This is a genomic window from Hymenobacter glacieicola, assembly GCF_014640315.1.
Lineage (GTDB): Bacteria > Bacteroidota > Bacteroidia > Cytophagales > Hymenobacteraceae > Hymenobacter > Hymenobacter glacieicola.
Genome location: NZ_BMGS01000001.1, coordinates 87,309 through 114,156 on the forward strand (window position 1 = coordinate 87,309; position 26,848 = coordinate 114,156).

The 26,848-nt window shown below is 62.4% G+C and carries 24 protein-coding genes; 14 read left to right on the forward strand and 10 right to left on the reverse strand.

Annotation, left to right across the window (positions count from 1 at the left end; genetic code table 11):
• Positions 1-26: 26 nt before the first annotated feature.
• Positions 27-2,324, forward strand: a complete 2,298-nt coding sequence (locus tag IEW18_RS00380; RefSeq protein ID WP_188555845.1) for a T9SS type A sorting domain-containing protein — start codon at positions 27-29, stop codon at positions 2,322-2,324.
• Between the two features lie 200 nt (positions 2,325-2,524).
• On the opposite strand, the gene IEW18_RS00385 is transcribed toward IEW18_RS00380, so the two are convergent.
• The 4 genes from IEW18_RS00385 to msrA all read right to left on the reverse strand — a co-directional run bounded on the left by IEW18_RS00385 (position 2,525) and on the right by msrA (position 8,880).
• Positions 2,525-3,349, reverse strand: a complete 825-nt coding sequence (locus IEW18_RS00385; protein WP_229728532.1) for an amidohydrolase — start codon at positions 3,347-3,349, stop codon at positions 2,525-2,527.
• A gap of 226 nt (positions 3,350-3,575) precedes the next feature.
• The gene (locus IEW18_RS00390) at positions 3,576-4,733 is read right to left on the reverse strand and encodes a methionine aminotransferase (RefSeq protein WP_188555846.1); all 1,158 of its coding nucleotides are present in this window, start codon (positions 4,731-4,733) and stop codon (positions 3,576-3,578) included.
• A 157-nt stretch (positions 4,734-4,890) separates the two neighbouring features.
• The gene (locus IEW18_RS00395; RefSeq protein ID WP_188555847.1) at positions 4,891-7,953 is read right to left on the reverse strand and encodes a PAS domain-containing sensor histidine kinase; all 3,063 of its coding nucleotides are present in this window, start codon (positions 7,951-7,953) and stop codon (positions 4,891-4,893) included.
• Positions 7,954-8,217: 264 nt separating this feature from the next.
• Positions 8,218-8,880: a peptide-methionine (S)-S-oxide reductase MsrA gene (gene msrA / locus IEW18_RS00400; protein WP_188555848.1), complete on the reverse strand. Its 663-nt coding sequence runs from the start codon at positions 8,878-8,880 to the stop codon at positions 8,218-8,220.
• Between the two features lie 129 nt (positions 8,881-9,009).
• Here msrA and IEW18_RS00405 point away from each other — a divergent pair, with 129 nt between their 5' ends.
• Positions 9,010-9,405 (forward strand): hypothetical protein, encoded by a 396-nt coding sequence (locus IEW18_RS00405; protein ID WP_188555849.1) that lies wholly within the window; start codon positions 9,010-9,012, stop codon positions 9,403-9,405.
• Between the two features lie 88 nt (positions 9,406-9,493).
• On the forward strand, positions 9,494-12,361 hold the full coding sequence (locus IEW18_RS00410) for a TolB-like translocation protein (RefSeq protein WP_188555850.1): 2,868 nt from the start codon (positions 9,494-9,496) through the stop codon (positions 12,359-12,361).
• Between the two features lie 79 nt (positions 12,362-12,440).
• On the opposite strand, the gene IEW18_RS00415 is transcribed toward IEW18_RS00410, so the two are convergent.
• Entirely contained in the window at positions 12,441-12,878 is a 438-nt protein-coding gene (locus IEW18_RS00415; RefSeq protein ID WP_188555851.1) for an META domain-containing protein, read from the reverse strand.
• A 74-nt stretch (positions 12,879-12,952) separates the two neighbouring features.
• On the opposite strand from IEW18_RS00415, the gene IEW18_RS00420 reads away from it, so the two are divergent.
• From IEW18_RS00420 to IEW18_RS00435, 4 genes are all read left to right on the forward strand, one after another.
• Positions 12,953-13,768, forward strand: coding sequence for an alpha/beta fold hydrolase (locus IEW18_RS00420; protein WP_188555852.1), 816 nt, complete (start codon positions 12,953-12,955; stop codon positions 13,766-13,768).
• 203 nt (positions 13,769-13,971) lie between these two features.
• Complete coding sequence (locus IEW18_RS00425; protein WP_188555853.1) at positions 13,972-14,421, forward strand: hypothetical protein; 450 nt, start codon at positions 13,972-13,974, stop codon at positions 14,419-14,421.
• Positions 14,422-14,575: 154 nt separating this feature from the next.
• The gene (locus IEW18_RS00430) at positions 14,576-15,043 is read left to right on the forward strand and encodes a hypothetical protein (protein WP_188555854.1); all 468 of its coding nucleotides are present in this window, start codon (positions 14,576-14,578) and stop codon (positions 15,041-15,043) included.
• Between the two features lie 121 nt (positions 15,044-15,164).
• Entirely contained in the window at positions 15,165-15,614 is a 450-nt protein-coding gene (locus IEW18_RS00435) for a DUF2141 domain-containing protein (protein WP_188555855.1), read from the forward strand.
• 9 nt (positions 15,615-15,623) lie between these two features.
• Here the strand turns inward: IEW18_RS00435 and IEW18_RS00440 are convergent, their stop codons facing one another.
• Complete coding sequence (locus IEW18_RS00440) at positions 15,624-16,106, reverse strand: YdeI/OmpD-associated family protein (RefSeq protein ID WP_188555856.1); 483 nt, start codon at positions 16,104-16,106, stop codon at positions 15,624-15,626.
• A 204-nt stretch (positions 16,107-16,310) separates the two neighbouring features.
• Between IEW18_RS00440 and IEW18_RS00445 the strand changes: the two genes are divergently transcribed.
• Complete coding sequence (locus IEW18_RS00445; RefSeq protein ID WP_188555857.1) at positions 16,311-17,012, forward strand: DsbA family oxidoreductase; 702 nt, start codon at positions 16,311-16,313, stop codon at positions 17,010-17,012.
• An 83-nt stretch (positions 17,013-17,095) separates the two neighbouring features.
• Here IEW18_RS00445 and IEW18_RS00450 read toward each other — a convergent pair whose 3' ends face one another.
• Together IEW18_RS00450 and IEW18_RS00455 are read right to left on the reverse strand one after the other, a co-directional pair.
• Entirely contained in the window at positions 17,096-17,533 is a 438-nt protein-coding gene (locus IEW18_RS00450) for an META domain-containing protein (RefSeq protein WP_188555858.1), read from the reverse strand.
• Between the two features lie 124 nt (positions 17,534-17,657).
• Entirely contained in the window at positions 17,658-18,656 is a 999-nt protein-coding gene (locus IEW18_RS00455; RefSeq protein WP_188555859.1) for an aldo/keto reductase, read from the reverse strand.
• A 395-nt stretch (positions 18,657-19,051) separates the two neighbouring features.
• On the opposite strand from IEW18_RS00455, the gene IEW18_RS00460 reads away from it, so the two are divergent.
• From IEW18_RS00460 to IEW18_RS00475, 4 genes are all read left to right on the forward strand, one after another.
• On the forward strand, positions 19,052-19,657 hold the full coding sequence (locus tag IEW18_RS00460) for a DUF4136 domain-containing protein (RefSeq protein ID WP_188555860.1): 606 nt from the start codon (positions 19,052-19,054) through the stop codon (positions 19,655-19,657).
• 538 nt (positions 19,658-20,195) lie between these two features.
• The gene (locus IEW18_RS00465) at positions 20,196-20,666 is read left to right on the forward strand and encodes a YsnF/AvaK domain-containing protein (RefSeq protein ID WP_188555861.1); all 471 of its coding nucleotides are present in this window, start codon (positions 20,196-20,198) and stop codon (positions 20,664-20,666) included.
• Positions 20,667-20,707: 41 nt separating this feature from the next.
• A complete protein-coding gene (locus tag IEW18_RS00470) occupies positions 20,708-21,595 on the forward strand; it encodes a YsnF/AvaK domain-containing protein (RefSeq protein WP_188555862.1) in 888 nt (295 codons plus the stop codon).
• A 203-nt stretch (positions 21,596-21,798) separates the two neighbouring features.
• A complete protein-coding gene (locus tag IEW18_RS00475) occupies positions 21,799-22,815 on the forward strand; it encodes an ABC transporter ATP-binding protein (RefSeq protein ID WP_229728533.1) in 1,017 nt (338 codons plus the stop codon).
• Positions 22,816-22,912: 97 nt separating this feature from the next.
• On the opposite strand, the gene IEW18_RS00480 is transcribed toward IEW18_RS00475, so the two are convergent.
• Complete coding sequence (locus IEW18_RS00480; RefSeq protein WP_188555863.1) at positions 22,913-24,775, reverse strand: PAS domain-containing sensor histidine kinase; 1,863 nt, start codon at positions 24,773-24,775, stop codon at positions 22,913-22,915.
• 52 nt (positions 24,776-24,827) lie between these two features.
• Positions 24,828-25,283, reverse strand: a complete 456-nt coding sequence (locus IEW18_RS00485; protein ID WP_188555864.1) for a BLUF domain-containing protein — start codon at positions 25,281-25,283, stop codon at positions 24,828-24,830.
• A gap of 322 nt (positions 25,284-25,605) precedes the next feature.
• Between IEW18_RS00485 and IEW18_RS00490 the strand changes: the two genes are divergently transcribed.
• On the forward strand, positions 25,606-26,100 hold the full coding sequence (locus IEW18_RS00490) for a hypothetical protein (RefSeq protein WP_229728534.1): 495 nt from the start codon (positions 25,606-25,608) through the stop codon (positions 26,098-26,100).
• Between the two features lie 133 nt (positions 26,101-26,233).
• A complete protein-coding gene (locus tag IEW18_RS00495) occupies positions 26,234-26,656 on the forward strand; it encodes a response regulator (protein WP_188555865.1) in 423 nt (140 codons plus the stop codon).
• Positions 26,657-26,848: the final 192 nt, after the last annotated feature.

Genomic DNA, 26,848 nt, shown 5'->3' on the forward strand with positions numbered 1-26,848 from the left:
GTAACTCGGACCATAAGCCCGTATGCATGCGCCAGTACTTTACCGGAAGCTACCTTGCCGCTCTGCTGAGTGGTTTCTCCCTCACGGCGGCGGCCCAGAGCAGTGCGCTTTTCGGCTTTGAATACCAGGCCGTGGCAAAAGTAGTGCACGGCACCGATACCCTGCGCAATGCCTGGACGGGCGGGCTGAATTCGCCCCAGTTTTCCAACATCGACCTGAACGCCGACCAGCAGCCCGACCTGTTCGTGTTCGACCGGGCCGTGGGGCGGGTGTTTACGTTTCTCAGCGTAACGGCCCCCGCCGGCCGGCGCTGGCAGTACGCGCCCGAGTACGAAGCCCTGTTTCCGGCCGGCCTGCAAAGCTGGGTTCTGCTGCGCGACTACGACTGCGACGGGAAGCCTGACCTGTTTACCTACGCCAACGGGGGCGACATTCGGGTGTACCGCCACGTGGCCAATGCTGCCGGGCGGCCCGGCTTTCAGCTCATTACCAGCCAGCTTACCTACTTTGAGCCCGGCCCCACCGGCGGCAACATCAACATCACGTCCGGCGGCTACAACATGCCCGATATCCGGGACGTGGACGGGGACGGGCGCCTGGACGTGGTGACCTTCGACTTTGCTTCCTCGGTGCCGGCCGTGAACTACTTCCGCAACACCAGCACTACCGCCTGCGGTGGCTTGCAGTTTGAGCAGGGCTCCTACTACTGGGGCGGCTTTGCGGCCTGCTTCGGCAGTTGCACCGGCTTCACCTTCGCCCCCAATCAGTGCCGGCCGGCCGGGGCCCGGCCCCAGCACACCGGCGGCTTCAACATTACGCTCTGGGACCTGGACGGCGACGGGGACCAGGATGTGCTGACGGGCCGCGACAACTGCCCGGAGCTGATTAGCCTGCGCAACGATGGTACCGCCCAAACCGCCCGCATGGTTAGCGCGGGCCAGAACCTGAGCTTCCCAGCCGGCACGGCCGCCGCGCGCGTGCCCAACTTCCCGGGGGCCTACGTGGCCGATGTCACCTTTGACGGCCGCCCCGACGTGCTGGTGGCCCCCAACCTCTACGACAACGTGGACACCGTGGATACCCGTCAGTCGGTGTGGCTGTACCGCAACGCCGGCACCGGCGCCACGCCCACGTTGGTACGGGAGCAAACCGATTTCCTGCAGCGCGACATGCTGGATTTCAGCGAGGCGGCGGCCCCGGCTTTCGGGGATGTGGACGGCGACGGACTGGTGGATATGCTGGTGGGCAGCGTAAGCCGCAACAACACCCGGGGCTTCTACCGGGCCGCCCTCAGCTATTACCGCAATGCCGGCACCGCGGCCACGCCGGTTTTCCAGCTGGTCACCCACGACTACCTCAACCTGAGCAGCCGTAAGTTTACTTCCCTGAAGCCGGCGCTGGCTGATATCAACCGCGACGGAGCCCTGGATTTGGTGTACTCGGCGGCGCAAACCGCTACCTCCAGTCCGCTGTATTATATCCTGAATACGGCCGCGGCCGGCCAAGCTGCCGTGTTTAATACGGCCGCCACGGCCACCTTCAGCAACCTGCCCAGCACCCCCGGCGACGCGCCCTGCTTTACCGATGTGGATGCCGATGGCCGGATCGATTTGCTGCTGGGTACCAATTATTTCGATGTGCCGGTGGGCTCGTTGCGCTACTACCGCAACGTGGGTGCCACGGCCGTAAGCCAGACCTTTGTGCTGCAGGACGCTGATTTCGGGCAGATTCGGACCAGTGCCGGCACCCGGCCCAGCAACCTGCACCCCGCCGTGGCCGACTTCGACGGGGACGGCCGCCCCGACCTGCTCACGGCCGATGCCAGCGGCGAAATCCGGTTTTTCTCGAACTACCGCGCCCAAACCGGCGCCTTCTCCGGGCGCCTCGACCTGTTCTATAACCCCCTTACCAGCCAGTTTCAGGCCGGCCGCCTGGGTACGGCCGCCCGCTTCCGCTACGCCCCCGTCGCCGCCGATGTAACCGCCGATGGCACGCCCGAGCTATTTATCGGTCTGGAAGGCGGGGGCATCAGCAGCTTCGTGACCCGCAACCGCACCGTTACGGCCCAGCAGCCGGCCCGCGCCTCCCTACCCCTGCACGTGTACCCGAACCCCGCCGTGGCCACGGCTACCGTAGAGGCGCCCTTGCCCGTACGCGTTACCTTGCTCGACCTGGCCGGCCGGGTAGTGCGCCGCACCACATCCGCGGCCCGGCAGCACCGCCTGGAACTAACCGGATTACCCGCCGGCATTTATCTGGTACGCTGTGAGGCCCTGACCGGAGAAACCGCCGTGCGGCGCCTGCAAGTAACAGCCGGTCGATAGGTATAGGTAGCAAAGTCAGTAGAAGTCGGTAGGCCCGGAGCGGAAACACACTTGTGTTTCCGCTCCGGGCCTACCGACTTCTAAGCATGTCTGAAAAGTTGAAACCAAATGCTTGTCATTCCAAGCAGCGCGAGGAATCTGATTTACTCATCAGAAGCCAAACCAGATTCCTCGTACTACTCGGAATGACAGCGTGAAACTTACTTCAGCAGGCGCGCTTTTTCTGCTTCGCTGCGGCGAATCAGGGTTTGCAGTTCAAATGGGTCACCGTCGTGGAGGGCCGGGAACCGCTCCCGGAAGGCTTCCAGCTCGGCGCGGCGCAGGGCGCGGGTAATGCTGGTTTCCTGGTTGCCGACTTCTACCAAATACTCGCCGCGCATGTCCAGCAGGGCCGAGTCGCCGGTGTAGGCGAGGCCGTTGCCGTCAAGCCCCACGCAGTTCACGCCCATGGTATAAGCCAGGTTTTCAATGGCCCGGGCCCGGAGCAGCGTAATCCAGGCGGTGCGGCGGGTAGCGGGCCAGTTGGCAATGTACAGGAGCAGGTCGTAGGGGTTGTCGAGCGGGTTGCGGCTCCACACCGGGACGCGCAGATCGTAGCACACCAGCGGGCAGATGCGCCAGCCGCGCCATTCCTCAATCAGGCGGTCGGTGCCGGGCGTGTACACCTGGTGTTCCCCGGCCATCGTGAACAGGTGGCGCTTGTTGTAATAGCTCACCGAGCCATCGGGCCGCACCCAGAGCAGGCGGTTGTAGTAGGCTTCTTGTTCCTTAATAATGATGCTGCCAACCACTACCGCGTCGCGGGCGGCGGCCAGCTGGCGCATCCAGTCGGTGGTTGGTCCATCCATGGACTCGGCCAGGGCGGAGGCCTCCATGCTAAAACCGGTCGTGAACATTTCCGGCAGCACAATCAGGTCCGTTGGAATAGATATTTCGTCAACGTGGCGCCCTAGCTCCTGTCGGTTGGCAATAGGGTCGTGCCATTGCAGGGAGCTTTGCACGAAGGAGACAGTCAGATCAGACACAGCAACAAGTGTTAAAAAGAAGATCAGTTGTGAAGTATACCAAAAAACACTGAGATACGGAATATCCGGTCCGGCTGCTAACCACCGCAAAGCCAAGCGGTAGCAGCGTCATCCGCACGAACTCGACCCGCAACCAGCCTGCAGCCCTACCCCGAACCTAGCTTACCAAACTAGTCATTCCACGCCCGGCTCAGAATGACCGGTAGGTACTTGCTGCTTGCTTTACTTACAGCTGCTGCAGGCGTTCGGCGGCCGTGCGCAGGGTAGCGTCCTGCTTGGCGAAGCAGAAGCGCACCAGCCGGTGGTCTTGGCGGTTGTGGTAGAAAGCGGAAATGGGCACTACCGCCACGCCGGTTTCCTGGGTAAGGCGGCGGGCAAAGGTTTCGTCGTCCAACTCGGGGGCAATATCCCGGAAGTCAGCCACTTGGAAGTAGCCGCCCTGCACCGGCAACAGGCGGAAGCGGGTAGGGGCCAGCAACTCCCGGAACAAGTCGCGCTTGTGCTGGTAGAACCCCGGCAGCGAGTCGTAGAGGTTGGTATCGGGTAGCACGTCGGCTAGGGCGTGCTGGGTGGGCGTGCTCACGCTGAAAGTCACGAACTGGTGCACCCGGCGCAGCTCCGCCGTGAGGGCCGGCGGAGCCACGCAGTAGCCTACCTTCCAGCCCGTAGCGTGGTAGGTTTTCCCGAAGGAGGACAGCACGAAAGCCCGCTCGCGCAACTCGGCATGGCCTACCACGCTGCGGTGGGGCTGCCCGTCAAACACCATGTGCTCGTACACTTCGTCGCTGAGCAGCAGGGTAGGCGAGTCGCGCAGCAGCCCGGCCAAGGTGTCGAGGTCAGCGGCAGTGAGGGTGGCGCCGGTGGGGTTGTGGGGCGAGTTGAGCAGGAGCAGGCGGGTGCGGGAGCTCAGAGCCGCGGCTACCTGGTCCCAGTCGGGCCGAAAATCGGGCAGGAGCAGGGGCACGTACACCGGCACGCCACCCTGCAGGCGCACGGCCGGGGCGTACAAATCGTAGGCCGGCTCCAGAATCAGCACCTCGTCGCCGGGCCTGACCACGGCGGCCAGCACCGCGTACAGGGCCTCGGTAGCGCCGCTGGTGACGGTGATTTCCGTGCCTGGGTCGGGGCTGTAGCCGTAGAGGCGGGCCGTTTTGGCGGCAATGGCCTCGCGCAGCCGCGGCAGGCCCGGCATGGGGGCGTACTGCTGGTGGCCGGGCGTGAGCACGTGGCGGGCCAGGGCCTCGAGCAGCGGTTGGGGCGGGTCGTAGTCGGGGAAGCCCTGGGCCAGGTTGATGGCCCCGCTTTCCTGGGCCAGCTGGGTCATCACCGAAAAAATACTGGTGCCCACATCAGGCAGCTTCGAAACGAGGGGAGGGTGCGGCATACTGCAAATCGATAAAATAACCCGTGGCGGCCCGCTTGCCTGGCCGCCTGCTTTGTTGCCCTAGGACAGGGCAGCAAGGAAGCCAAGATAGTAGCCGGCGCCATAACCGCGGGCAAGGCGTGCCTACCCCCTCCGGCGGCCAGGCGTGCCGGGGTGTTTACGCCGGGCGGGCGCTGGCCGGCAGCACTACCCGGAAGGTAGTGCCCTCGCCCACGGTGCTTTCCACGGTGAGGTAGCCGCCGGCATTCTGCACTACCCGGTTCACGAGGTACAAGCCCAGGCCGGCCCCTTCTACGTGGTCGTGGAAGCGGCGAAACAACTGAAACAGCTCGCCGCCAAAGCGTTGCAAATCCAAACCCAGGCCGTTGTCCTGCACCTCCAGCACCGGCCGGCCTTCTACTAGCGCCGTGCGCAGCTGAATGTGGGGCCGCCGGCGCGGGGCCGCGTACTTCAGGGCATTGCTAAGCAGGTTATACAGCACGCTTTGCAAGTGGGGCTGCACGAAGAACAAGGCCGGTACCGCCGTAAAATCGGAGTGGATGATGGCCCGGGAACTGGCTACTTGGTCATGAATGCTGAGTAATACCTCTTCCGTCAGCTGGGCCAGGTCGATCAGCTCGGCGGGCTGCTCGTGGCGCAGCTTCTGGATGCGCACCAGCTCCGAGAGGTTGTGAATGGTGCCGTCAATCTGGTGCAGGGACTTCTCGAACATGGCAATGAGCTTCACCGCGTCCGGGTCCCGGAAAAAGGCCGTGCGAATCAACTCCTGAAAGATGCCCGCCATGTTGTGAATCGGCTGCTTCAGGTCGTGCGAAACGGCGTACACAAAGCTGTCCAAGTCCTGGTTGGTGCGGGTGAGCTCCGCATTTTTGTCTTCCAGGCGCTGCTGAACCCGCTTGTAGTCGTCGATGTCGGCAGTGGTGCCAAACCAGCGGATAATCCGGCCCTGCTCGTCGCGCAGGGGCTGGGCCCGGTGCAGGTACCAGCGGTACTGGCCAGTGCGCACATCCAGCAGCCGGCTTTCCATGTCCAGGTCGGTGCCGGTCTGGATGCAGCGACCAAACTCGCTAAAGACGGCTTCGCGCTCCTCATCCCGTAGCAGATTAGCCCAACCCTCACGCAGGCTCTGCTCCACAGGCATGCCCGTGTAGTACGTCCAGCGGGAGTTGAGGTAGTCGATGGTTCCGTCCGGGGTAGCCGTCCAGACGATGGCCGGGACGCTTTCGGCCAGAAAGCGGAACTGCTGCTCGCTGCGCCGCAACTCCTCAGCCAGCAGGCGCTGGTCCTGCACATCGGCACAGGCCCCGTAAAAATGCTGAAGCTGACCGGCATCATCGAAGGAGGGAACCGAGTGGCTTAGGTGCCAGCGGTACTGCCCATCGTGACGGCGTAGGCGCACTTCCACGCTGAAAGGAACACTTCCGGCTACGGCCTGCTGAAAGGCCAATCGGGCGGCTTCGGTATCGTCGGGGTGCAGGGCCAGGGCCCAGCAGTTAGGCAAGTCGTCGATGGTTTGGCCGGTGTACTCAAACCACTGAGGGCTGAGGTATTCCATGGAGCCATCGGGGCGGGTAATGCTGGTAATCTGGGGCAAGGACTCGGTCATGACCCGCAGCAGCTCGTCTTGGCGGCTTAACTCCCGGTTCAGGGCTTCCAGCCCGAGGCGGGCCTGCACCCGCTCCGTTACTTCCACGGCAAAGATGAGGATGCCCTGGGTGGCACCCGCACCATCAAGCAGGGGTTGGGCCGTAAAATCAAAGTAGCGGGTGAGGTCGGGCCCGGGGCTGGGGGCGGGCAGCAGCACGGCGCGCTCCTGCTCTACCAGCGGCTGCCCACTGGCATACACTTCATCCAGCAGCTCAAACAAGCCTTGGTTAGCCAGCACAGGGGCCGCTTGCTGGGGCGTTTGTCCGGCCCGGGCCTGGCCGCCTACCAGGTCGTTAAAGCGCTGATTAATAAACCCCACGACGTGCTGGGGACCGAGCAGGGTAGCAATCAGGGCCGGCACCTTGCCCAGAATCAGCTGTAGTTGCTGGTCTTTTTTCTCCAGCTGCTGCTGGGCTTGTTTTTGGTTTTCGATATCGGTGCAGGTGCCAAACCACCGGGTTACCTGCCCCGCCTCATCCAGCACGGGGCGGGCTTGGGCCAGAAACCAGCGGTACTGCCCCGTTTGGTCGCGCAGGCGGTAGTCGCACTGGTAGTAGGTGCCAGTGCGCTTGGCCTGGGCCCAATTGGCGGCGGCCTGGGGACGGTCGTCGGGGTGGACCAGGGCAGCCCATTCTTCGTCCGTAAATTGCTTTAAGCCAGTGTACTCGTCCCAGCGTTGGTTGGTATAGAGTTTCTGGCCACGGGCATCCAGGCTCCAAACAAGCTGGGGAATCAAGTCGGCCAGCAGCTGAAACTGCTCCAGGCTTTGGTGCAGGGCGCGCTCGGTGGCGCGGGCCTCGGTTACGTCCTGGGCAGCCCCGAGCAGGCGCACCGGCTGGCCGGTTTCGTCGCGGATAATGTGGTAGCGGTCCACTACCTCGGCCCAGCTGCCATCGGCCCGCCGCAGCCGATACGTAAGAAAGGGCGCTACTTGCTGGCCCTTCTGCACGGCCGCCACCGTGGCATCAATGGCTGGAAGGTCATCGGGGTGAAGACGCTCGTACCAGAACTGAAACGTATGGGTTTCGGCCGTGAGCGGGTAGCCAAACAGGGTCGTAAATGTCTCATTGCGCCACACGTGGCCGGTGCGCAAATCAAAGTTCCACACGGCATCGTGGGTAGTGCGGGCCAGGGTCGAGAAGCTTTCCAGGCTAAGTCGGCCCTGCTGCTGGGCCACTACCCGGTCCGTCACATCAAGCACGCGCACCAGAATATGGCGCAGCTCGCCGGCTGGGTCCAGCACGGGGCGCAGCAGCACCTGCCAGTAGCGGGTAGTAGCGTCTGCCTCGTCGGGGGTAGGGGCCTGCTCGTAGCGCAGCGCTTCCAGGCTACGAACCGCGCGGTGGGTTACTACCTCCTGCAGGGCCTCCTGCCAGAGGCTGGCACCCGGAATGCCGGGATAGGCGGGCAGCACGGTCAGTACTGGCTGGTGTACTACCTGCTCGCGGGGCTGGGCCAGCAGCTGGCACATAGCATCATTGAGGGCCGCAATCCGGAGCGTGGGCGTCAGGACCAGGTGGGGGGTAGGCAGAGCCTCAAAGAGGAGCTGGAAATCGATAGACTCGGAGGCCATGATGGGTGCGCGGCAGGAACAAGCAAAGATAGAGCGCCCGCCGCGGCCTCCCTACCCAAAACCAGCCCCCCAGTTGCGCTGGAAAAGGAATCTTTTGGACATAGACCAGATAAAAGCGTGGGCGGCCTTTTTGCCCCGACCGGGCCGGAAAACAACAGGACTTTGAGGGCGGGGCGAGTGGCTACCAGTGGAAAGCAAAAGGCCCGGTTTTCCACCCCACGCGGGAGCGAAAAACCGGGCCGAAACTGGCGCCACCTATCCGTCTTACAGCGGGCTTTTCAGCAGCTGCGGAAACTTGTGGCGGAATTTCTCAATCTTGGGCGTGGAGACGTTGCTCACGTAAGGCTCGTTGGGGTGGAGGCGGTAGTAGCCCTGGTGGTAGCCCTCGGCGGGCCAGAACTTGGTGAAGGCCATGACCTGGGTAACAATGGGGTTAGCGTACTGCTTGGAGGCATTTACGCGCTTAATGGCCGCCTCAATTTCCTGCTTTTCCTGGGGCGTGCGGTAAAATGCCACGGAGCGGTACTGGGTGCCGGCATCGGGGCCCTGGCGGTTAAGGGTTGTCGGGTCGTGGCCGGCGCGTAAGAATACATCGACCAGGGTAGCAAAGCTGATCTGCTTGGGGTCGTAGTAGATTTCAATGGACTCGGCGTGGCCCGTACGGCCGCTGCTTACCTGCTCGTAGCTGGGGTTTTTTTCGGGGCCGCCGCTGTAGCCCGATACCACGGCGCGCACGCCCTTCAGCTCCTCAAATATTTCCTCGGTGCACCAGAAGCAGCCCCCGGCAAAGGTGGCTACGCTCAGGCCCCGCAAATCCGTGGGGGCCGGGCCGGCGGTGGAGCGGGTAGGCGTTTGGGCATCGGCGGGGCGGGGCTCCGAGCAGGCCCCGAGCAGTAAAACCAAAAAGGTCAGCAATGAAAATTTCATGGAGAGCGAAAAGAGCTTAAAAGAAGAAGAGTGCAAGCTGGAGCATATACGACGGCAAACGCCGCCTGGACGCAGGAAGTGCGACGGAAACCATTTCTTTGTCTTTTCACAGAGGTAAGATCTTTGACCATGGCGTTGCGCCTTTTGCACCAGGACGAGCACATCAGCATTTACTTCGACTACAGTAATGACTGGCTGTACGCCGACTGGACCGGGGACCAAAGCGGAGAGTCAGTAAAAGCCGGGGCGCTGCGGATGCTGGAACTGCTGCGCCAGGAGCAGTGCCACAAAGTGCTTAATGACAACCGAAAAGTAACCAGCATGTGGCTAGACGCCTCGGAGTGGGGTGGCACGGAGTGGTTTCCGGCCATGGCCGAGGCCGGACTGGAGTACTTCGCCTGGATTTACTCGCCCAACGTGTACAGCCGCCTTTCCACCGACCTGACCCTGCAACACACCACCCGCCCCGTGGTGCTACCCTTCGATAACCCGGAAACCGCCGAAGCCTGGCTGCGGCAAATGTAGCAGGGCTGCTACCGGGAGAGTTTGCTTTCGGCCTGTCGAGGTAGTTTATTCGGGGATTCCAACCCGTATTCGTCGCGTGATATTTTCCTTGCGTACCCTCCTGCCGGCGGTAGCCTTAGCGGCCTGGCCCGGTAGCGCCGTGCTGGCCCAAACTCTTCCCGTGCTCGGCCAGGTGCCCGCTTCCGTGCGCTGGTACGAAGTGCGCACGCCCCATTTTCGGGTGCTCTACCCCGAAGGGTTTGCTGAGCGGGCCCGCCGCACGGCCCACCGCCTGGAGCAAGTGCACGAGCCGGCCGGCGCTTCCTTGGAGTTAGCGGCCCGCCCCGTAACGGTAGTGCTGCAAACCCGCACCACCATCGGCAACGGCTTTGTAACGCTGCTGCCGCGCCGCTCCGAGTTCTATACCACGTTCCCCCAGGACCCGTTCCTGACCGGCACCCTCGACTGGCTGGACGAGCTGACGATCCACGAGTACCGCCACGTGGTGCAGTACGACAAGGCCCGGCAGGGGGTAGGGCAGTTAGGCTACCTGGTGGGCGGCTACGGTGGGCTGGGCCTGACGACGCTGGGCGTGCCCGACTGGTTTGCCGAGGGCGACGCCGTGGGTACGGAAACTGCCCTGACCCGTAGCGGCCGGGGCCGGATTCCCAACTTCGATGCCTACCTGCGGGCCAACCTGCTGGCTGGCCGCCGCTACTCTTACGCCAAAGCTGTGGCCGGCTCCTTCCGCGACAATGTGCCCAACCACTACGTGCTGGGCTACTTCCTCACAACCCGCCTCAAGCGCACGGCCGGGGCCACTGCCTGGAGCGACGTGCTCAACCGCTACTACCGCTTCCCGGTCTATCCCCTCTCGTTTTCCGATAAGCTGCGCCGCAGCACCGGCCTGCGCACCGACGACCTGTACGCGCGCACCATGCAGGAGCTGGACAGCACCTGGCGCGCTGAGCAGGCCGGCCGGGAACTGACCCCAGCCACCGACTTGCCGGTAGCGGCCACAGAAAAGGTGTTCACCGAGTACCAGTACCCGCAGTACGTAGATAATAACACGGTGCTGGCCCTGAAAAGCGGCCTGGGTCACACGCCCCAACTGGTAGAGCTGCGCCGGAACGAAACGGAGCGGCAGCGCTTGGTGCTGGGCCTGCATCATAACCCCGAGCAGCTTTCCGTGGGCGGGGGGAAAGCGGCCTGGCTGGAATTTCGCTATGACCCGCGCTGGCAGCAGCAGGTGCATTCTGAGTTGCGGGTGCTGGACCTGAAAACCGGCCGCCTCAGCCGGCCCGGCCGGCGCACCCGCTACACGGCCGCTGTGCTTTCTTCCGACGGGCAGCGCCTGCTGGCCGTCAGTACCGACTCAGCCTACCAGCACCGCCTGCACCTGCTGGACGCTACTACCGGCGCCGAGCTGCGCACCTACGACAACCCCCAGAACCTACCTTATCTGCACCCACGCTTCGGCGCCGATGGGCGCACGGCGGCCGTAGTGCGCCTGGAGCCGGCCGGTAAAAGTCTGGAGCTGCTGGAGGTAGCAACCGGCCGGAGCCGCACCGTGCTGCCCGCCGCCAACGACAACCTTTCCCACCCCCAACCCTGGCAAGACTACGTCTTGTTCAACTCGCCCCGCTCGGGGCAGGATGAGGTGTACGCCGTCGACGTCCGCACCGGCGAGGTAAAGCAGGTAACCGCCCGACCCGTGGGCGCCTACCACGCCACCGTTGCTCCGGACGGGCAGCGGCTGGCCTTCTACGAAGTGCGGGCCCAGGGCAGCCGGGTGCTGGAAATGCCCCTGCAACCGGCGCAGTGGCGGGCCGTGGCCACCCCTACGGCCGGCAACCCCGCCAACCGTTACGCCGATGAGCTGACGACCCGGGAGCCCGGCGCCCGGCGCGTTGGCAGCGTGCTACCCCAGGACTCAGTGGCAGGGGCGCCGCTCGTCGCTCAGCGCTACCGCCGCCTGCCCCACGCCTTTAATACCTACAGCTGGGGGCTAGTGCAAAGCCCTTCTGGCACGGGGCTGAACCTGGGGTTGCGGGCCCAGGACATGCTCAGCACCACCCAGGCCGTGGTAGGGGCTGGCTTCGATGGGGTAGAGCGCACGGGCCGGGCGTTTGCCGATATTAGCTACCAAGGCTTGTGGCCGGTACTCGACCTGAGCCTGGAGCACGGCGGCCGGCGTACCGTGGGACCCGTGGCCGGCGGGGGGCTCGACTACGACCGGTGGCAATACAACCGCCTGAGCCTGGGTAGCCGTCTGCCCCTAACGCTGACTACCTCCCGCATGCTCACGGGCCTTACCGTGGGGGCCTACTACCAGCTGGAGCAAACCCAGGGCTACGACCTGCTTGCCCCACCCAGCCGCACCGAAGTGGGTAAGCAGGCCTTGCACGTGCTGGTAGGTAGCGTGGCCTTTAGCCGCACCCTGCGCCAAAGCTACCGCGACGTGGGGCCGCGCTGGGGCCAGAGCCTGAGCTTGGTGTGGCGCGGCACGCCCTTCGGCACGGGGCTTTCGGCGGAGCAGCGGGCGGCCCAGGCCAGCCTGTTTCTGCCGGGGCTGGGGCTGCACCACGCCGTGCGTCTGCGGGCCGGCTACCAGTGGCAACGGCAGCAGGAATATCGGTTCGGGGCGGCCATCTTCTACCCCCGTTCCCTGCCCTATCTGAGCTACAACGAGCTGGGCTCCTTAAGCGCCGAATACCGCCTGCCCCTGGCCGACGTGCACTGGGAGTGGGGCCGCGTGCTGTACATCCAACGCCTGAAGGGCGCCGTCTTCGGGGATATGGTCCGGGGAGCGTCCGGGCCGCTGAACGCCACCCACTACTCCGTAGGCTTCGATGTGTCGGCCGTGTTTAACCCGCTGCGCCTGCGCACCCCGCTGGAAGCTGGCGTCCGCACGGTGTATAACTCTTACTTCCGGGTTTGGGAGCTGCAGCCTCTGGTACTTAACGTTGGCTTCTAAGCTACCTGCTCATTGAACTACAAAGGCCCGACTCCGGCAATGGAATTGGGCCTTTGTAACTTTTGAAACGGCTGGCTTTTTATTCTGCTGCCTTGTACACCAGCAGGGGCTGGGCGTGCTCAGCATCATAGAGGGAAAGCTGGCGGTTGCTGATGACGTAGCGCGCTACCTGGGGCAAGAGCTGAAAGTAGCGCGCCTCCTGGTCCTGGTCGGCGCAGGCAGCGTAGGTTGAGAACTGGTCCCCGAAAGTAAGCTGAGCCGTGCCGGCCGTTAGCTGATAGTTGCCGCCGTACCGGTTGCACGGGGCCCGCCCCGAGTCCCGGCTATCCACGGAGCTCAGGAGCAGATCGGTGGCACTGCTACCGGGCTGCTGACTGGGCGCGTGCCCTTCTATTTCCGTGAGAACCCACCGCTGATCTAGCAGATACACGGGCGCGGGCATGGGCTCCGTGCCTTTGGCACAGCCAGTCAGCAGTGCGCTGCTCAGAAAGAAAGCCAAGGGTAGGAAGCGCCGCATAGACAGTAGTAGATAAGAGGGGGAGAAGTAAGGCAAGGAGCGCGGCAGAAGCCAAATGGTTGCATACTTGCACCATGTCCGCGCCGCTTTCGCTTGTTGTTTCTGATTTCACCCTTCCTTTCGCCAACCATTACCTGCGCTGCCGCACCCTCCGCCAGCCCGTAGCTGCCGCCGACGGGCGGCCCTGGCTGGTATTTCTGCACGACTCGCTGGGCAGTATCCGGCTCTGGCGCGAGCTGCCGGCCCAGCTGGCGGCGGCCCTGGGCTGCCACGCCCTCGTGTATGACCGGCGCGGCTACGGCGAGTCGGCACCGTTTGGCCCGGAGCCGCGCACTCCGGCCTACCTGGAGCAGGAAGCGCGTACCGTTCCGGCCGTGCTGGCGGCCTGCGGCATTCGCCGCGCCGTGCTGCTGGGCCACTCCGATGGCGGTACGCTGGCCCTGCTGGTGGCCGCAGCCGAGCCCGCGCTGGTAGCGGCGGCCGTTACGGTGGGAGCCCATGTGTTCGTGGAAAAAGAAACCGTGCGCGGCATTCAGGCGGCCCGGCAGCAGTACGCCACCACCGAGCTACCCCAGCGCCTGGCCCGCTACCACGGCGCCAATACCGAGGGTCTATTTCGGGCCTGGACCGACACCTGGCTGGCTCCCGACTTTCGTTCCTGGAACATCGAGCATTACTTGCCCCGCGTGCAATGCCCGCTGCTGGTAGTGCAGGGCGCGGCCGATGAATACGGGACCCCCGCCCAGGTAGCCGCCATTGCCCGGCAGGTAGCCGGGCCGGTGCGCACGGCTCTTTTGCCCGGTCTCGGCCACACGCCCCACCGCGAAGCTCCGGAACTAGTTCTAGAGTTAGTCGTTGAGTTTCTAAGCCATATTGCCTCGGGTGCTTAAGCCCTCTATCACCAGGCCAGCGTACGGCTGAGATTATATAATCTTGGCTTAGTAGTATAATTAGGTTAATTGTTGTTATTTAGTGGTAGGACTGGTGAAAGGTTGGCGCGCGATGTTACTGTAAGGAAGAGACAGGGACGACAGCTCACCCATTTTTAAGTCAGTGCGTTGGTTGTCCCCTACCTATTATTCCCCTCAGTACAGTGAGCTTTTCTTTGTCAGGCCTGGCTTCTGACCAGACCCGTGCTACCCCTACTTCACCTCTGCAACTTATCAAGGAGCTACCCCAGCTTCGCCTCTCCTATGACACAGCTAACGACTGGCTTTATGCTGATTGGCGCGGAAGGCAAACCGCCGCTACCGTGCTGGAGGGCTCGGAGCTGATTGTGGCTACCGTAGCCGCGGGAAAGTACAATAAGCTGCTCAACGACAATACTCACCTGACCATCATGGACGTAACGACGGAGGAGTGGCGCAACATCCGCGTACTCAACCGATTGTTTAACCAGGGCTTGCAGTACTTGGCCTGGGTATATTCGCCCGACCCCCAAGGCCGCCTGCACACCGACTACTCCGTAAACCAGAGCGCCTGGCCCCTAGTACTTACCTTCGAAGAGTACAGTATGGCCGCGGAGTGGCTGCGCCAGTACTAGCGCGGCCCCATGCCTGCTTAAGCCAGCCAGGACGGCTGCTTACCGACAGCCCGCCGCTGTTCGCCGAAGCCAGCGAACCAAGGCGCAGGCTGGGGGCGTACACGGGGCCTAGCAGCCGGCCGGAGCCACTCTCCCCGGCCTTGCGCGCATCCTAATGAGCATTTCTTCTCCCTCTGAACCTGAACTGCCGCTTTATTCGCAGGCTTGCGGCGAGCTGCTTCTGCTGCCTGAAGTGCCCTGCCTGCTAATCCGCTGGCATGGGTTTGCCAATAGCCGTAACCTGCGGCGGCTGCTGGATAAAGGCTTGGAACTGTACCAGCAACACCGGGCGCAATATCCTACTCTCGGCTGGCTGTCGGATACCCGACAGTTTGGGGCCATGCTTCCCGCCGACCAGCACTGGGCCGCCACCGACTGGAACCGCCGGGCCCACGCCGCTGGCATTCGGCACCTGGGCTTTCTGGGGCCCGAAAACGTGTTCGGTCAGATTGCCATTCAGCAGTATTCGCGCAATGCCACCCACGGTGCCTACCGCCTGAGTGTCAGCTACTACGCTTCCCTGAGCCAGGCCTGCTGCTTCCTGCCGCAGCTACCCCAACCGGCCGGTTATGGTCAGGCGTAAGAACTAGCCAGGTTTCGGGCTGAAAACCAGACGAAATGGAAGAAAGGAAATGGCGGGCCGGGGTAATTATTTTTAAACGAGCGGTGTTGGGCTGACATTGTTCTATTGCCTACCTTCTGCTATGCACCTATTGAAGCACCTCTGCCTGACCACCATTTGTGCCCTGGGACTGGCTACTCCAACGGCTTGCCTGGCGGCGGGCGGCCCCACTTCCGTGACGGTGGTAGTATCGGCCCTGGCTTCTACTTCCGCCACCGTGAAGCTCTACTTTTACAATGTGCGGGAGAAATTTCTGGCCAAGGGCGGCTACGCCTTTATGCGGGTGGTAAAGCCCTCCGGGCAGCGGCAGGTAAGCTTGCCCGTAGAGCTGCCGGCCGGCGAGTGGGCCGTGGCCATTACCCAGGATACCAACAACAACGATAAGTTGGACAAGAACTTTATGGGTATCCCGACGGAGCCCTTTGCCTTTTCCAACAACGTGCGTCCTCGCCTGGCCCCACCCGATTTCAACGACTGCAAGTTTACCGTCGACGGCCCGGGTAAGGTAGTCAGCATTATCCTGACCAAGTAGCGAGGGGAGCTACAGCTTGCGGAAAGGGTGCGCCCCCAGGGCCAGGCGCTCCGTTATTTCCACGGCCCGGCGGGCCCGGGTTTCCGCCTGCCGCCCGGTGCTGATGTGGTGGGCCACGGCCCGCCGCATGCTTCCCGAAAGCCGCGCAAAGTGAGTTTCCGCCTCGGGCCAGGCGGCAAAGGCTTCGGCTAATTCCTCGGGAAGGTCAACGCGGTCCGGTTCGGGGTCGGGCGCCAGGCACAGCCGGAGGTGCTGCCCTACCTGCACGTCGGCAGCCTGGCAAAGGTCCTTGTTAAGCATGAGGTAGCGCCCCCCGCCGGTTTGAGGCAGCAGGCTGAGCCGCACGGGGTGGCCATTGAGGGTGCCTACCACCCGTTTGGTGCTTTTGCCGCCCAGAGCGGCCAGAACCAGCGGTGGCACCACTACTATTTGGGTGGGCATGAAGCTCGGGCCTCCGGCCTCCAGGTACGCGTCGAAAGAGTGCAAAAGCATGTGGAATAGTTAGGCGGCCCGCAATCCGGCACCTGCCGTGGCAAGTAACCAATAGAAATACTGCATGTACTGCGGCGGCAGAAACACTGGCTTTTCACCCTGCGCCAAGCGTAGGAAACGAGGTAAGTGGAGCCGGTGCAGGCCGCGAAACCTTTTGCCGCCCCCGCGGCTTATACCCGCCTGAACTCGTAAACTTCTGCTGACATGAAAATAGAAATCTGGTCCGACATTGTGTGCCCGTTCTGCTACATCGGCAAGCGGCGCCTGGAAAAGGCCCTGGCCACGTTTCCCCACGCCAATGCCGTGGAAATTCAGTGGCGCAGCTTCGAGCTGGACCCCGAAGCCAAACCCGAGCCCAACGCAAGCCAGTACCAGCGCCTGGCCGCCAAATACGGCAACACCGAGGCGTGGGCTCGCCAGATGTGCGCCAACATGACCCAGATGGCCGCCCAGGAAGGCCTGGCTTTCGACTTCGACCGGGCCGTGCCGGCCAATACGTTCCGGGCTCACCGCCTGGTGCACCTGGCCGCCCAGCACGGCCGGCAGGATGCCGCCAAGGAACGCCTGTTTAAAGCTTACCTCGAAGAAGGCGAAGATATTAACGACGGGCCTACCCTCACTCGCCTGGCCGCCGACCTGGGCCTGCCTGCCGCCGAGGTAGAACAGGTGCTGGCTTCCGAGCAGTTTGGCCAGGAGGTGCGCCACGATGAGTACCAGGCCCGCCAGATTGGCGTGCGCGGGGTGCCTTACTTCGTTTTTGATGATAAGTACGCGGTATCTGGCGCCCAGCCTACCGAGCTGTTTCAGGAAGTGCTGGAGAAAGTGTGGGAAGAGTCGCGCCCGCAGCCGGTGCAGCTGGCCGGCGCCAACGGGGCCGCCTGTGGCCTCGACGGCAGCCCCTGCTAAAGCGCTTCGCTCACCAGCGTTTCATTCGCTTATAAAGTAAAAAGGCTACCCTCCGGTTTGAGGGTAGCCTTTTTTGGTGTTGCTTATTCAGCGGCCCTGAACAGCAGCAGGGGCTTTAAGGAGTTGCTCGCATCAAAAAGGCGCAGCTCCCGGTCTTTGATTTCGTAGCCTACAGTACGGGGCAGCGCGTTCAGATACAGCGTTTCTATGCCCAGCGCTGCACAGTTGATTCTGGTAGCCGCCTGCTCGCTAATGCGCAGCGCACCTCCCGAAGCGCCCAGGGTATAAGAGCCACCAAAGGAATTGCAGGGCCCTAGGCCCTCGGTGCGGTTGTCCTCGGTGAATTGCAGGTAGGAGCGGTACGTATCGGAGTAGCTGGAGATGGTCAAGGGCGTGTCCTCTACCTGCACCAGCATCCAGCGGGTGCCGGTTAGGGCAGCCTTTCCGCTGTTTTCTTTGTCCTGACAACTGCCCAGTACACCCAGGCCGGCTACACACGCAATGAGGAAAGGTGTACGCATAGAAGTAATAAGTGAAAGAAAAGGATAAGGGGTAACTGGTAGAGGCCGCAAGCACCCGATAGGTTGCAAACAAAAACCGCTGCCCACGTGGGCAGCGGTTTTTGTTTGTTGAAACCAGAAAAAGCTAAGCCGGCTGCCCTTGCACTTGCTCTAACTGCTGGCTGATGAAGTCGACCTCCTGGGGCGAAAGCTGCACGTTGATGGCGTGGGCGTTCTGCACGGCCTGCTCGGCGTTGCGGGCCCCCACCAGCGCTACTGAAATACCGGGCTGCGCCAGCGTCCAGCGCAGCACCAGCTGACCCAGGGTGGCGTTTTTGCCTTCCGCCATCGGTCGAATCTTATCCAGAAACGCATTCACGCGGGTTACGAATTCGGGCTTAAACAACGGGTGCGTGGCGCGCAGGTCGCTGGCGTCAAAGTGCTGGCCCGGCTTGATTTTGCCGGTGAGCAGGCCCAGTTGCATGGGGCTGTAGGCCAGAATAGCCTTGTTGTGCTCCAGGCAATAGGGCACCACGTCTTTCTCAATGTCGCGGCGCACCATGCTGTAGGGCACTTGGTTAGAGGCCAAGTTGACTACCTGCTCGGCTTCCTGCATCTGGGCCACCGAGTAGTTGCTGACCCCAATGGCGCGCACTTTGCCTTGCTCCACGAGGCGCTGCACGGCCTCCATGGTCTCAGCAATGGGCGTGGTTTTATCGGGCCAGTGAATCTGGTAGAGGTCAATGTAGTCGGTGCCGAGGCGGCGCAGGCTGTCCTCGCACTCCTTCATAATGCTGGCCGGGGCCGCGTACTTGTACACGTCAATGTCCTGGCCCTGGTTGTTTTTGCTCTTGAAGCCGAAGTCGCCCTTCTGCTCGTCCCAGCGCATGCCAAACTTGGTCAGGATCTGGACCTGGTCGCGGGGCAGGGTTTTGATGGCCTCGCCCACAATTTCCTCGCTCAGGCCTTGCCCGTAAATGGGGGCCGTGTCGATGCTGGTCACGCCCAGCTCAAAAGAGGCCCGGATGGCGCCCACGGCGTCGTTTTGCTCCGTGCCGCCCCACATCCAGCCGCCGGCCGCCCAGCTGCCAAACGTAATGCGCGAAACCCGGACTCCGGAGTTGCCTAATTCAGTGTATTCCATGGAAAAGAAGAAAGATGGCTCGAATATGCCAGCGAGTATGCCGCCGGGAAGTAGGTAGAAACCAACCCCTGAGCCTAAAGGTTATGGCTCAGCTTCACGGAAAGACTGCTGCCCAAGCTGGTAACCAGCTCCGCCGAAGCCTATAACTCGCGGGTTTTCAGAGTGCAAGTGCTGTTGCAAGTGGCGGGAGTAGCATCCGGCTTCCGAGAGAAAGGCAGGGGTAGGGAGTGGACTCTCGGGGGCGCTGTTGGCTAGGTTGGGCAGTGAGAAACAATGGCTAAACAGTTGAGCTACAGAATAAAAATGCTGAGCTGCCCGGCAGCGGCGCCGCAACTTCCGGGCCGTCGGCAGGGTATAGCGAGTTCATTCTATGCCTTTCATTTACGTAAAACCTGATGAAACCTACCCTAATTGCAGCCTTCCTTTTTCTGTTGGCACTCGTGAGCAACTGCTCCTCACCTGTGGCCGTGCAGCAGAAACCCGGCACTGATTTCAGCCGCTACCGCACCTACGCCTGGGCCAAAACCGACGTGAAGTCTGCCGACTCGCAAAACCCCATTTACAAGAGCACCCTCAACGACGAAATCATCCAGAACGCCATTAACAACGAAATGGCCAAGCGCGGCATCCGGCCCGTAGCCGGCAACGCCCGCCCCGACTTCTACCTGACCTACCACCTCTACATTGAGGAAGCTGAGCGCACGGTGGCCAACCCCCCGGCCCCAAACTACGCTTTTCCCTACGCCATGTCGTACCGGGGGCGCTTTATTCCTATCAACTACGGCTACTGGTACACCTCGCCCTACTACAACACCGGCTACCGCACCGAAACCTACAAGGAGGGCACTATGATTCTGGATATCATTGATGCGCGCAGCCGCAACCTAGTGTGGCGTGGCTCCGTGGCCGACCCCGTAGGCAACCCCGCCCGCCTCGGTGAGGAGTTTGCCAAAGCCGCCAAGGACATCCTCGACAAATTTCCGGTGGAGGAGAAAAAGTAAGGCTGCCTTCGCGCTGCTGGTTCCAGGAAACGCCCTGCCACAAGGCAGGGCGTTTTTTGTGGCTCCTGTCGCTGAGTTGGTCCATATGTAGGTAAGCAAGATGCTGCCTGCCAGAGTAAGTCGGGAGGCAGCCACCTTATTCTATCCTGCTTGATCTGTCGCTTGCTTGTTGAAGCAGCCTGCTCGAATCGTTGGGGAATTATCTTACAGCAGCACGCCAGGTGCGTTGGCTGCGCCTCAGCATGACCAACAATTTCATGGCGTTGTGCTGTCTTTGTAAGCAGACTACTGCCTAAGATGTGGCCACAAGCAGGACATTCCTGATAATTTAAACGGCAATTTTTTGTTTATTTAATACAATTTAAAGCTCCTGAGTATATCGTGCGGGAAGCCGGTAGGTAGGGCTGATCCGTTGCAAATGACCAATTTGTAAAAGGTTGGGTTAGAGGAAGATAATTATAAAAGCCATAATTATACGGGCTGAAAACCTAGCTCTGCAGTAGCAACACGGCCGGAACAGGGGCGTACACAAGGCCCTATGAACACGAGCTCCACTCCCACGCCTGAATCTACTTCCCGGCTTTCAGAACCCGTTGCCGGCGCCCCCCTGGTTCTCCCCGTTATTGAGGAGCACGCCGTTGTTGGGCGGGAGATGGTGGAAACGGGCCGCGTGCACCTCACAAAAACCGTGGAGGAGCACGAGGAGGCCCTAAACTTCACCCTGCTGCACGACGAGGTGCAGGTAGAGCGGGTACCTGTTAACCAGTACGTAGCCGATGGTGCTACCCTACCCGGCGTGCGCTACGAAGGCGACACCATGGTAATTCCGGTGGTGCGCGAGGTGGTCGTAAAACGCATGCTGGTGGTCGAAGAACTGCACATCACCAAGCATCAGGTACCAACTCAGGAAAGCCACCGCGTGGTGCTGCGCCAGGAATCGGTGCAGGTTACCCGCGAGCCGGCACCCGGCACCATCATTCCCCCAACGGCTTCAACACCTGCCTCTTAAATTACTTATTACCCATTTTCACCCAAACTCTCCTGAACGCTATGAACCAGACAGTAGTAGGAATTTTCGAATCGGCTGCCGAAGCGCAGCAAGCAGCCCAACGCCTAGCCGCCGCCGGCTTCAGCACTGAATCCGTTGACGTAGCCTCCAGCAGCAGCTACAGCAGCGCGCAGGGCGGTAGCAGCAACTACCAGAACAACAGTGGCACGGCCGTAGAGGGTGCCGCCGATGCCGCCGGTCGAACGGCTGAAAAAGCCGGCGACGGTATTAGCAATTTCTTCAGCAACCTGTTCGGAGGCGACGATTCTGAGGATAGCCGTCGGTACTCGCACGTGGCCCGCAACAGCGGCTCGGTTGTAACGGTGCATGCTCACTCGGCCGAAAATGCCCAGCGCGCCGCCGAAATTCTCGACGAAGCCGGGGCTATTGATGTAGATGAGCGGGCCGGCCAGACGGGCTACCAGTACGGCAATAGCTACGGGGCAACCGGGGCCGCCACCACGGCCAGCACCACTGAAACCGGCACTACTGCTCAGGTAATTGAGGAAAACCTGCAAGTAGGCAAGCGGGTGGAGCAAACCGGCGGTGCCCGCCTGCGCAGCCGCATTGTGGAGCGCCCGGTAGAAGCCAACGTGCGTCTGCGCGAAGAGCACGTGAATGTAGAGCGTCGCCCCGTTAACCGCCCCGCCACGGAAGCCGACTTTGCTGCCTTCAAGGAAGGGGAAATTGAAATTACGGAAAGCGCTGAGCGTGCCGTAGTGGGCAAAGAAGCCCGCGTGGTAGAAGAAATTTCGTTGGGTAAAGAAGTAACCGAGCGCGAAGAAACTATCCGCGACACGGTACGCAAAACCGAGGTAGACGTGGAGCGGCTCAGCGGCGGCACCACCAACACCGATACGGACTCGACTTACAACCAGCGCAATAGCTAAGCTGCGGCTTACTGACCAGCGTACTGAAAGGCGCCCGGCATATGCCGGGCGCCTTTTTTGCGGGCGAGCCTCGGGCTTAAACGTCCGGCGCTCCGGTGTGCTTATCTTCGGCCCCTCGGAGCGGGAGCCACGGTGCATGGCTTTCGGTTCGGGTTGTTTTTGCCGCCGGGGCAAGCTACGGCTAGTGGCTGCCGGGGCGGGCCATGCTTGTTTCTGCTGCCATGAGTTTGTTGCGCGTTTCCGGGGTTAGTTTGCAGGAGCGGGAGCGGTTTGCCGTGCACGAGGTCAGCTTTACGCAGCAGCCGTTTCAGAAAGTAGCCATTGCCGCCGAAACCGGGGCGGGAAAAAGCACCCTGCTGCAAATCATTGCCGGATTGGTGCAGCCCACGGCTGGGGAGGTGTGGCTAGAGGATGCGCGCGTGAAAGGCCCAGCCGAGCAACTGATGCCCGGCCACCCGGGCATTGCGTACCTGTCGCAGCAGTTTGAGCTGCCCAAGTTTTTGCGCGTGGAGCAGGTGTTGCGCTACGCCAACAAGCTGCCCGAAGCGGCGGCCCAGCGTCTCTATGAGGTTTGCCGCATCAGCCACCTGGCCCAGCGGCGCACCGACCAGCTGTCCGGCGGGGAGCGGCAGCGCATTGCCCTGGCCCGCCTGCTGCTCGCCTCTCCCAAGCTGCTACTCCTGGACGAGCCCTTCTCCAACCTCGACATGGGCCACAAACGCCTGTTAAAAGCCGTAATCCAGGACCTCGGCGACCAGCTCGGCATCACGTGCACGCTCATCTCCCACGACCCGCTGGATACCTTGTCCTGGGCCGATGAGATTCTGGTACTACACGAGGGGCGCCTAGTGCAGCAGGGCCGGCCAACTCAGGTGTATCAACAACCCGTATCGGAGTACGTAGCGGGCCTGTTTGGGGGCTACAGTCTGCTCACGAGTGCCGCCGCGAAGGCTCTGCTGGCCACCGCTGGCCAACCCATGCGGGCGGGCCAGCGTCTGCTGGTTCGTCCGGAGGCTTTTCAGGTGGTAGAGGCCGGGGCCGGAGGGGTAGCGGGCCGCGTTACGGCCGTCCGGTATTTTGGAAGCTACGCAGAGCTGGATGTCCGGCTAGTTAAAACGTTGGTCACCATTAGAGTACCGGCAAACCGTTTGGAGTCAGGCCAGCCGGTGCACATTGCGCTGGCGGCTGGTGGGGGCTGGTTTCTACCCGTCCCAAGCTAAACGCACAGTAGCAACAGCAGCAACAGCCAATCCCGACTGCAGCAGGCTGCATCTGAAAGCTGAAAATAAGTGCTGTCCTGCCCGTTCAGCTAGGTCGTTACTCAAACCAGTGCACCAGGAAAGCGGTGCCTTCGTTCACGTTGCTGGTGACGGCCAGATGCCCGCCCCGGCTGTCCACAATCCGCTGCACGAGGTACAAGCCCACGCCGGCCCCCGGTATGCGCGGGTGCTGGCGCTCGAAATTATGAAACGCCGGGGTAGGCTCGGTCTGCAGGTTCATGCCCAGGCCATTGTCTTGCACAAGCAGTTGGGGCTGACCGGTCTCTGACAGGCTGCTGCGCACTAGTATGTGCGGGGGGCGCTCAGGGTGCGCAAACTTAAGGGCATTGCTGATGAGGTTGTGCAGCACGGAGCGCAGGTTCGCGCGCCCGTAGGTCAGGGTAGGCGCCTCGCTCATATGCAGCTCCACTACAGCCTGAAGTTCCTCAACTTGGGCGCGCAGGCCCAGCAGTACTTCTTCCGCCACGCTGCGCAAATCCAGGGTTTCGGTGGGGGCGGCTAGTTCCCGCTGGCTCTGTACGGTAGCGGCCAGATCCTGCAGGGTGCCCTCAAACTGCCCCAGCGCTTCGTCTACCATCCGGATCAGCACTTCCTGCTCGGGGTCGGAGAAGGTAGCCACGCGACGCAGCTCGTCGAAGAGGCCGCGCAGGTTAAACAGGGGCTGCTTGAGGTCGTGGGAGGCGGTGTACACGAACGTGTCCAAGTCGCGGTTGGTGCGGGCCAGCTCGTCATATTGGGTTTGCAGTACCTCGCGCAGGCGGTGCTGGTCGTCTACGTCGGTGCAGGCGCCAAACCAGCGCGGGCCGCGGGTGTCGGTCAGCTGCCGGGCCCGGATGATGTGCCAGCGGTACTGCCCGTCGTGGCGGCGCATCTGATAAATGCCCTCGTAGTCTTCGCCGGTTCCCACGCACTGCACCCAGCGCCGGGCAGCGGCGGCTTGCTCGCGGGGCTCCAGCAGGGATATCCAGCCGGTAGGGCCTAACTCCTGGGCAGAAAGGCCGGTGTACTCCGATGTGTGCTGGTTGTAGTAGTCGATGAAGCCCTCGGCGGTGGCCGTCCAGATAAGCTGCGGGATACTATCGGCCAGAAACCGCAATTCCGCCTCGCCCCGGCGTAGGGCTTCGGCCAACTCACGCTGGTCGTGCACCTCCGTTACGGCGCCGTGCCAGAACACGGGCTTGTCGGGGGCGTGCAGCTCGGGCAGGGCGCGGCTCAACACCCAGCGGTACTGGCCGTCGTGGCGGCGCAGGCGGTATTCGTAGTTCCAGCCTACCCCGTTGGCCCGGGCCGTATCCGACTGGTAGAGCACGCGCAGCCGGTCGTCGGGGTGGATGAGCAGGGGCCAGATGGCGTTGACATCGGCCGTGGGGGGCTGGCCGGTAAAGTAGTACCACTGCGGGCTCACGTACTCGTGCTGCCCGGTGGCATCCACTGTGAAGGTGATTAGCGGGGCCGTTTCGGTGAGCACGCGCAGGCGGGCATCGAGGCGGCGGGTTTCCAGGGCCAGCTCATGGGCACGCTGCCGGGCTTCCTCCTGGGCCGTCACGTCCACGGCAAACAGCAGCAGCCCCAGAGTCTGGTCGTTTTCGTCGTGCAGGGGCTCCAGGGCCAGGTCGAAGTAGCGCGGTGTGGGTGGGCTGTCGTCAGTAGCGGCCAGGGGCAGGGAATAGGACTTGGCCACGTACGGCCGCCCCGACTGGTACACCTGCTGCATCACCTCCAGCAGGTCGGCCTCCAGGGTGCTCAGGTGCGTTGCCAGGGGCTCGCCTTCGGGCGTGTTGCCGCCCAGTAAGGCCTGCATGGCCTCATTCACGAATCCGTAGCGCAACTCCGGGCCCAGCAGGGTAGCAATACCCGCAGGCATGTGCCGAAGAATGGATTGAAGCTGCTGTTCGCGCATGAGGTGGAGTGGGGCGGGCGGAGGAGGAGGGGCGGGAAGCGGGGGCGGGAAACTACTGACGGGCCGGGCCGGGTAGGGCCTCTGTAGGCTCACTGGGGCCAAACACGGCCTGGCGCACGAGGTCCACAATCAGGGCGTCGGCAATGCTCATGGTGTCGGGCGTGGAAGGTGCATGCTGGGGCAGAAAAAAGCCCTCCAGAGCCTTGAAACCCTCTTCCGCGAGGGGGTGAAAAGCCATCGACCACTCCGCAAAGCTGCGGCTGGCAATGGGCTTATTCACGAGCTGCACCACGTTGGAATGGCGTCCGTCGCGCGAAATCTTTTCGTAGAGCGGCTCCAGAATGGCCGGGTCGCCCTCAATTAGCTGGGCAATGTTGCCGTGGCTATAAAACAGAACGCCCGTCACCTCGTGCTGGGCATTGTCGCGGCGGCACTGCTCCAGCAGGGCCTTCAAATCGTCGTCGGACAGGGGGCGCACCGCCCGGCTCATATATACAAGGTGATTCATGGAAGGAAAGCAGCAAGTTCCGCCGCCATGCCGCTGCCTGCGGGCACTTGGGGAGGAGAGGAAAGGGAGAATCAGCGCAGAAAGGGGGACAAGATACAACCCGGGCCGAAAGTAATGGGGCGGGGTCCTGCCGGAGCCCAAAAGGCCAGTTTGACAAGCTCAGCGCTAGGGCTGCTACCCCCAAGCTCGTGCATAACCGAGCCGGGCGGTAGCGCGTAGGCGTACACCAGGGCAGTCGTGGGGGAGGAGGGGCGGAAGGCCGGCTTCCTCGGGTCTGTGTAGTTCACCGGGGCGGCTGCCGCCCATTTTACCACTTCATCTGATGAAAGTAAGTCAAGCCGCCGGCTGGGGAATACTGGCCGGTGCGGCCGGAGTAGCCGCCATGACCATAGCCGAAAAGATAGAGCAGCGCTTCACCCGCCGGCCCGACTCCTACGTGCCGGCCCACACGCTGGAGCGCCTGCTGGGCCTGCCTCACAAGCCCGATGAGCAGCGCCTGGCTCTGAACTGGACCATGCACTGGGGCCAGGGCATCGTGCTGGGCGCCGTGCGGGGCCTGATGGCCGCCCGGGGCGTCCGGGGGGCGGTAGGCTCCTTTCTGTTTCTGAACCTGCGCCTGCTCAACGACCAGACCCTGGAAAACGCTACCGGCGTGGGCGCCCTACCCTGGACCTGGCCCCGCGACGAGCAGGTAATTGACCTGGTGCACAAGGGCATTTATGCCTTTGTGGCCGGCGCCATAGCTGACCGCATGGTGCCCGGCCCGCCGCGCCCGGCCGTTCCGCGGGCCGGCTGGACGGTAGGGCAGCCCGCCTAAAGCCGGCTAGCCCTGCCCCCTGCCTGGCCTACCCCCAGCGCGCAAAAGATGTTGAGCCCTGGCTAATCAGCTGGGTTTCAGTGCATGTACAACTCCTCGGTCCCTGGCGGGCTGTTTTCTATACGTGGTGCCTATGAACAGGCTTGCAAGTGTTCTACTAGTTGATGATGACGCAACTACCAATTTCCTGAATGAGCTTTTACTGAAAAAACTCAACGTAGCGGACAAGCTCCTAGTAGCCCTCAACGGCAAGGAAGCCCTGGAGCTGCTGCAACACCACTGCCAAAACGCCACACCCAGCTGCCCGGTGCTGATTTTCCTGGATATCAACATGCCCGTTATGGGTGGCTTTGAGTTCCTGGATGCCTACCAGCAACTGACCTGGATGCAACACCGTCAGGTCATCATTGTGCTGCTCACTACCTCCCTGCACTCCCGCGACGTAGCCCAAGCCAAGAGCTTGCCCGTGGCGGGCTACATCAGCAAGCCGCTGAATCAGGAAAAGGTTACCGCCATCCTGCAGGAGCATTTTCCGCAAGCCCGCCCGCAAGCCTAACCTTTGGTTAGGTGGAGAAGGTACGAGCATACCCGCCCAGCCGAGCTTTCTGCTTTAAGGTCGGCTTTGCGCCCGGCGCCAAAACGTAGCAGGACGGGCCCATAATTACTTAACCCGACGTAGCCGGGGAGGCGGCCATAAGGCAGCTCTGGCCAGGTGCCGCAAACAGGTTTTTCTCTTTACCCTTTCTTT

Excerpts from the sequence above, each read along its gene's own strand:
- IEW18_RS00395 (WP_188555847.1), bottom strand. The coding sequence starts at position 7,953 with ATGGCCTCCGAGTCTATCGATTTCCAGCTCCTCTTTGAGGCTCTGCCT.
- IEW18_RS00475 (WP_229728533.1), top strand. The coding sequence starts at position 21,799 with ATGCTTGTTTCTGCTGCCATGAGTTTGTTGCGCGTTTCCGGGGTTAGT.
- IEW18_RS00390 (WP_188555846.1), bottom strand. The coding sequence starts at position 4,733 with ATGCCGCACCCTCCCCTCGTTTCGAAGCTGCCTGATGTGGGCACCAGT.
- IEW18_RS00460 (WP_188555860.1), top strand. The coding sequence starts at position 19,052 with ATGAAACCTACCCTAATTGCAGCCTTCCTTTTTCTGTTGGCACTCGTG.
- IEW18_RS00440 (WP_188555856.1), bottom strand. The coding sequence starts at position 16,106 with ATGCTTTTGCACTCTTTCGACGCGTACCTGGAGGCCGGAGGCCCGAGC.
- IEW18_RS00450 (WP_188555858.1), bottom strand. The coding sequence starts at position 17,533 with ATGCGTACACCTTTCCTCATTGCGTGTGTAGCCGGCCTGGGTGTACTG.
- IEW18_RS00435 (WP_188555855.1), top strand. The coding sequence starts at position 15,165 with ATGCACCTATTGAAGCACCTCTGCCTGACCACCATTTGTGCCCTGGGA.
- IEW18_RS00420 (WP_188555852.1), top strand. The coding sequence starts at position 12,953 with ATGTCCGCGCCGCTTTCGCTTGTTGTTTCTGATTTCACCCTTCCTTTC.
- IEW18_RS00470 (WP_188555862.1), top strand. The coding sequence starts at position 20,708 with ATGAACCAGACAGTAGTAGGAATTTTCGAATCGGCTGCCGAAGCGCAG.
- IEW18_RS00430 (WP_188555854.1), top strand. The coding sequence starts at position 14,576 with ATGAGCATTTCTTCTCCCTCTGAACCTGAACTGCCGCTTTATTCGCAG.
- IEW18_RS00405 (WP_188555849.1), top strand. The coding sequence starts at position 9,010 with ATGGCGTTGCGCCTTTTGCACCAGGACGAGCACATCAGCATTTACTTC.
- IEW18_RS00490 (WP_229728534.1), top strand. The coding sequence starts at position 25,606 with ATGAAAGTAAGTCAAGCCGCCGGCTGGGGAATACTGGCCGGTGCGGCC.
- IEW18_RS00380 (WP_188555845.1), top strand. The coding sequence starts at position 27 with ATGCGCCAGTACTTTACCGGAAGCTACCTTGCCGCTCTGCTGAGTGGT.
- IEW18_RS00415 (WP_188555851.1), bottom strand. The coding sequence starts at position 12,878 with ATGCGGCGCTTCCTACCCTTGGCTTTCTTTCTGAGCAGCGCACTGCTG.
- msrA (WP_188555848.1), bottom strand. The coding sequence starts at position 8,880 with ATGAAATTTTCATTGCTGACCTTTTTGGTTTTACTGCTCGGGGCCTGC.
- IEW18_RS00480 (WP_188555863.1), bottom strand. The coding sequence starts at position 24,775 with ATGCGCGAACAGCAGCTTCAATCCATTCTTCGGCACATGCCTGCGGGT.
- IEW18_RS00465 (WP_188555861.1), top strand. The coding sequence starts at position 20,196 with ATGAACACGAGCTCCACTCCCACGCCTGAATCTACTTCCCGGCTTTCA.
- IEW18_RS00445 (WP_188555857.1), top strand. The coding sequence starts at position 16,311 with ATGAAAATAGAAATCTGGTCCGACATTGTGTGCCCGTTCTGCTACATC.
- IEW18_RS00495 (WP_188555865.1), top strand. The coding sequence starts at position 26,234 with ATGAACAGGCTTGCAAGTGTTCTACTAGTTGATGATGACGCAACTACC.
- IEW18_RS00485 (WP_188555864.1), bottom strand. The coding sequence starts at position 25,283 with ATGAATCACCTTGTATATATGAGCCGGGCGGTGCGCCCCCTGTCCGAC.
- IEW18_RS00455 (WP_188555859.1), bottom strand. The coding sequence starts at position 18,656 with ATGGAATACACTGAATTAGGCAACTCCGGAGTCCGGGTTTCGCGCATT.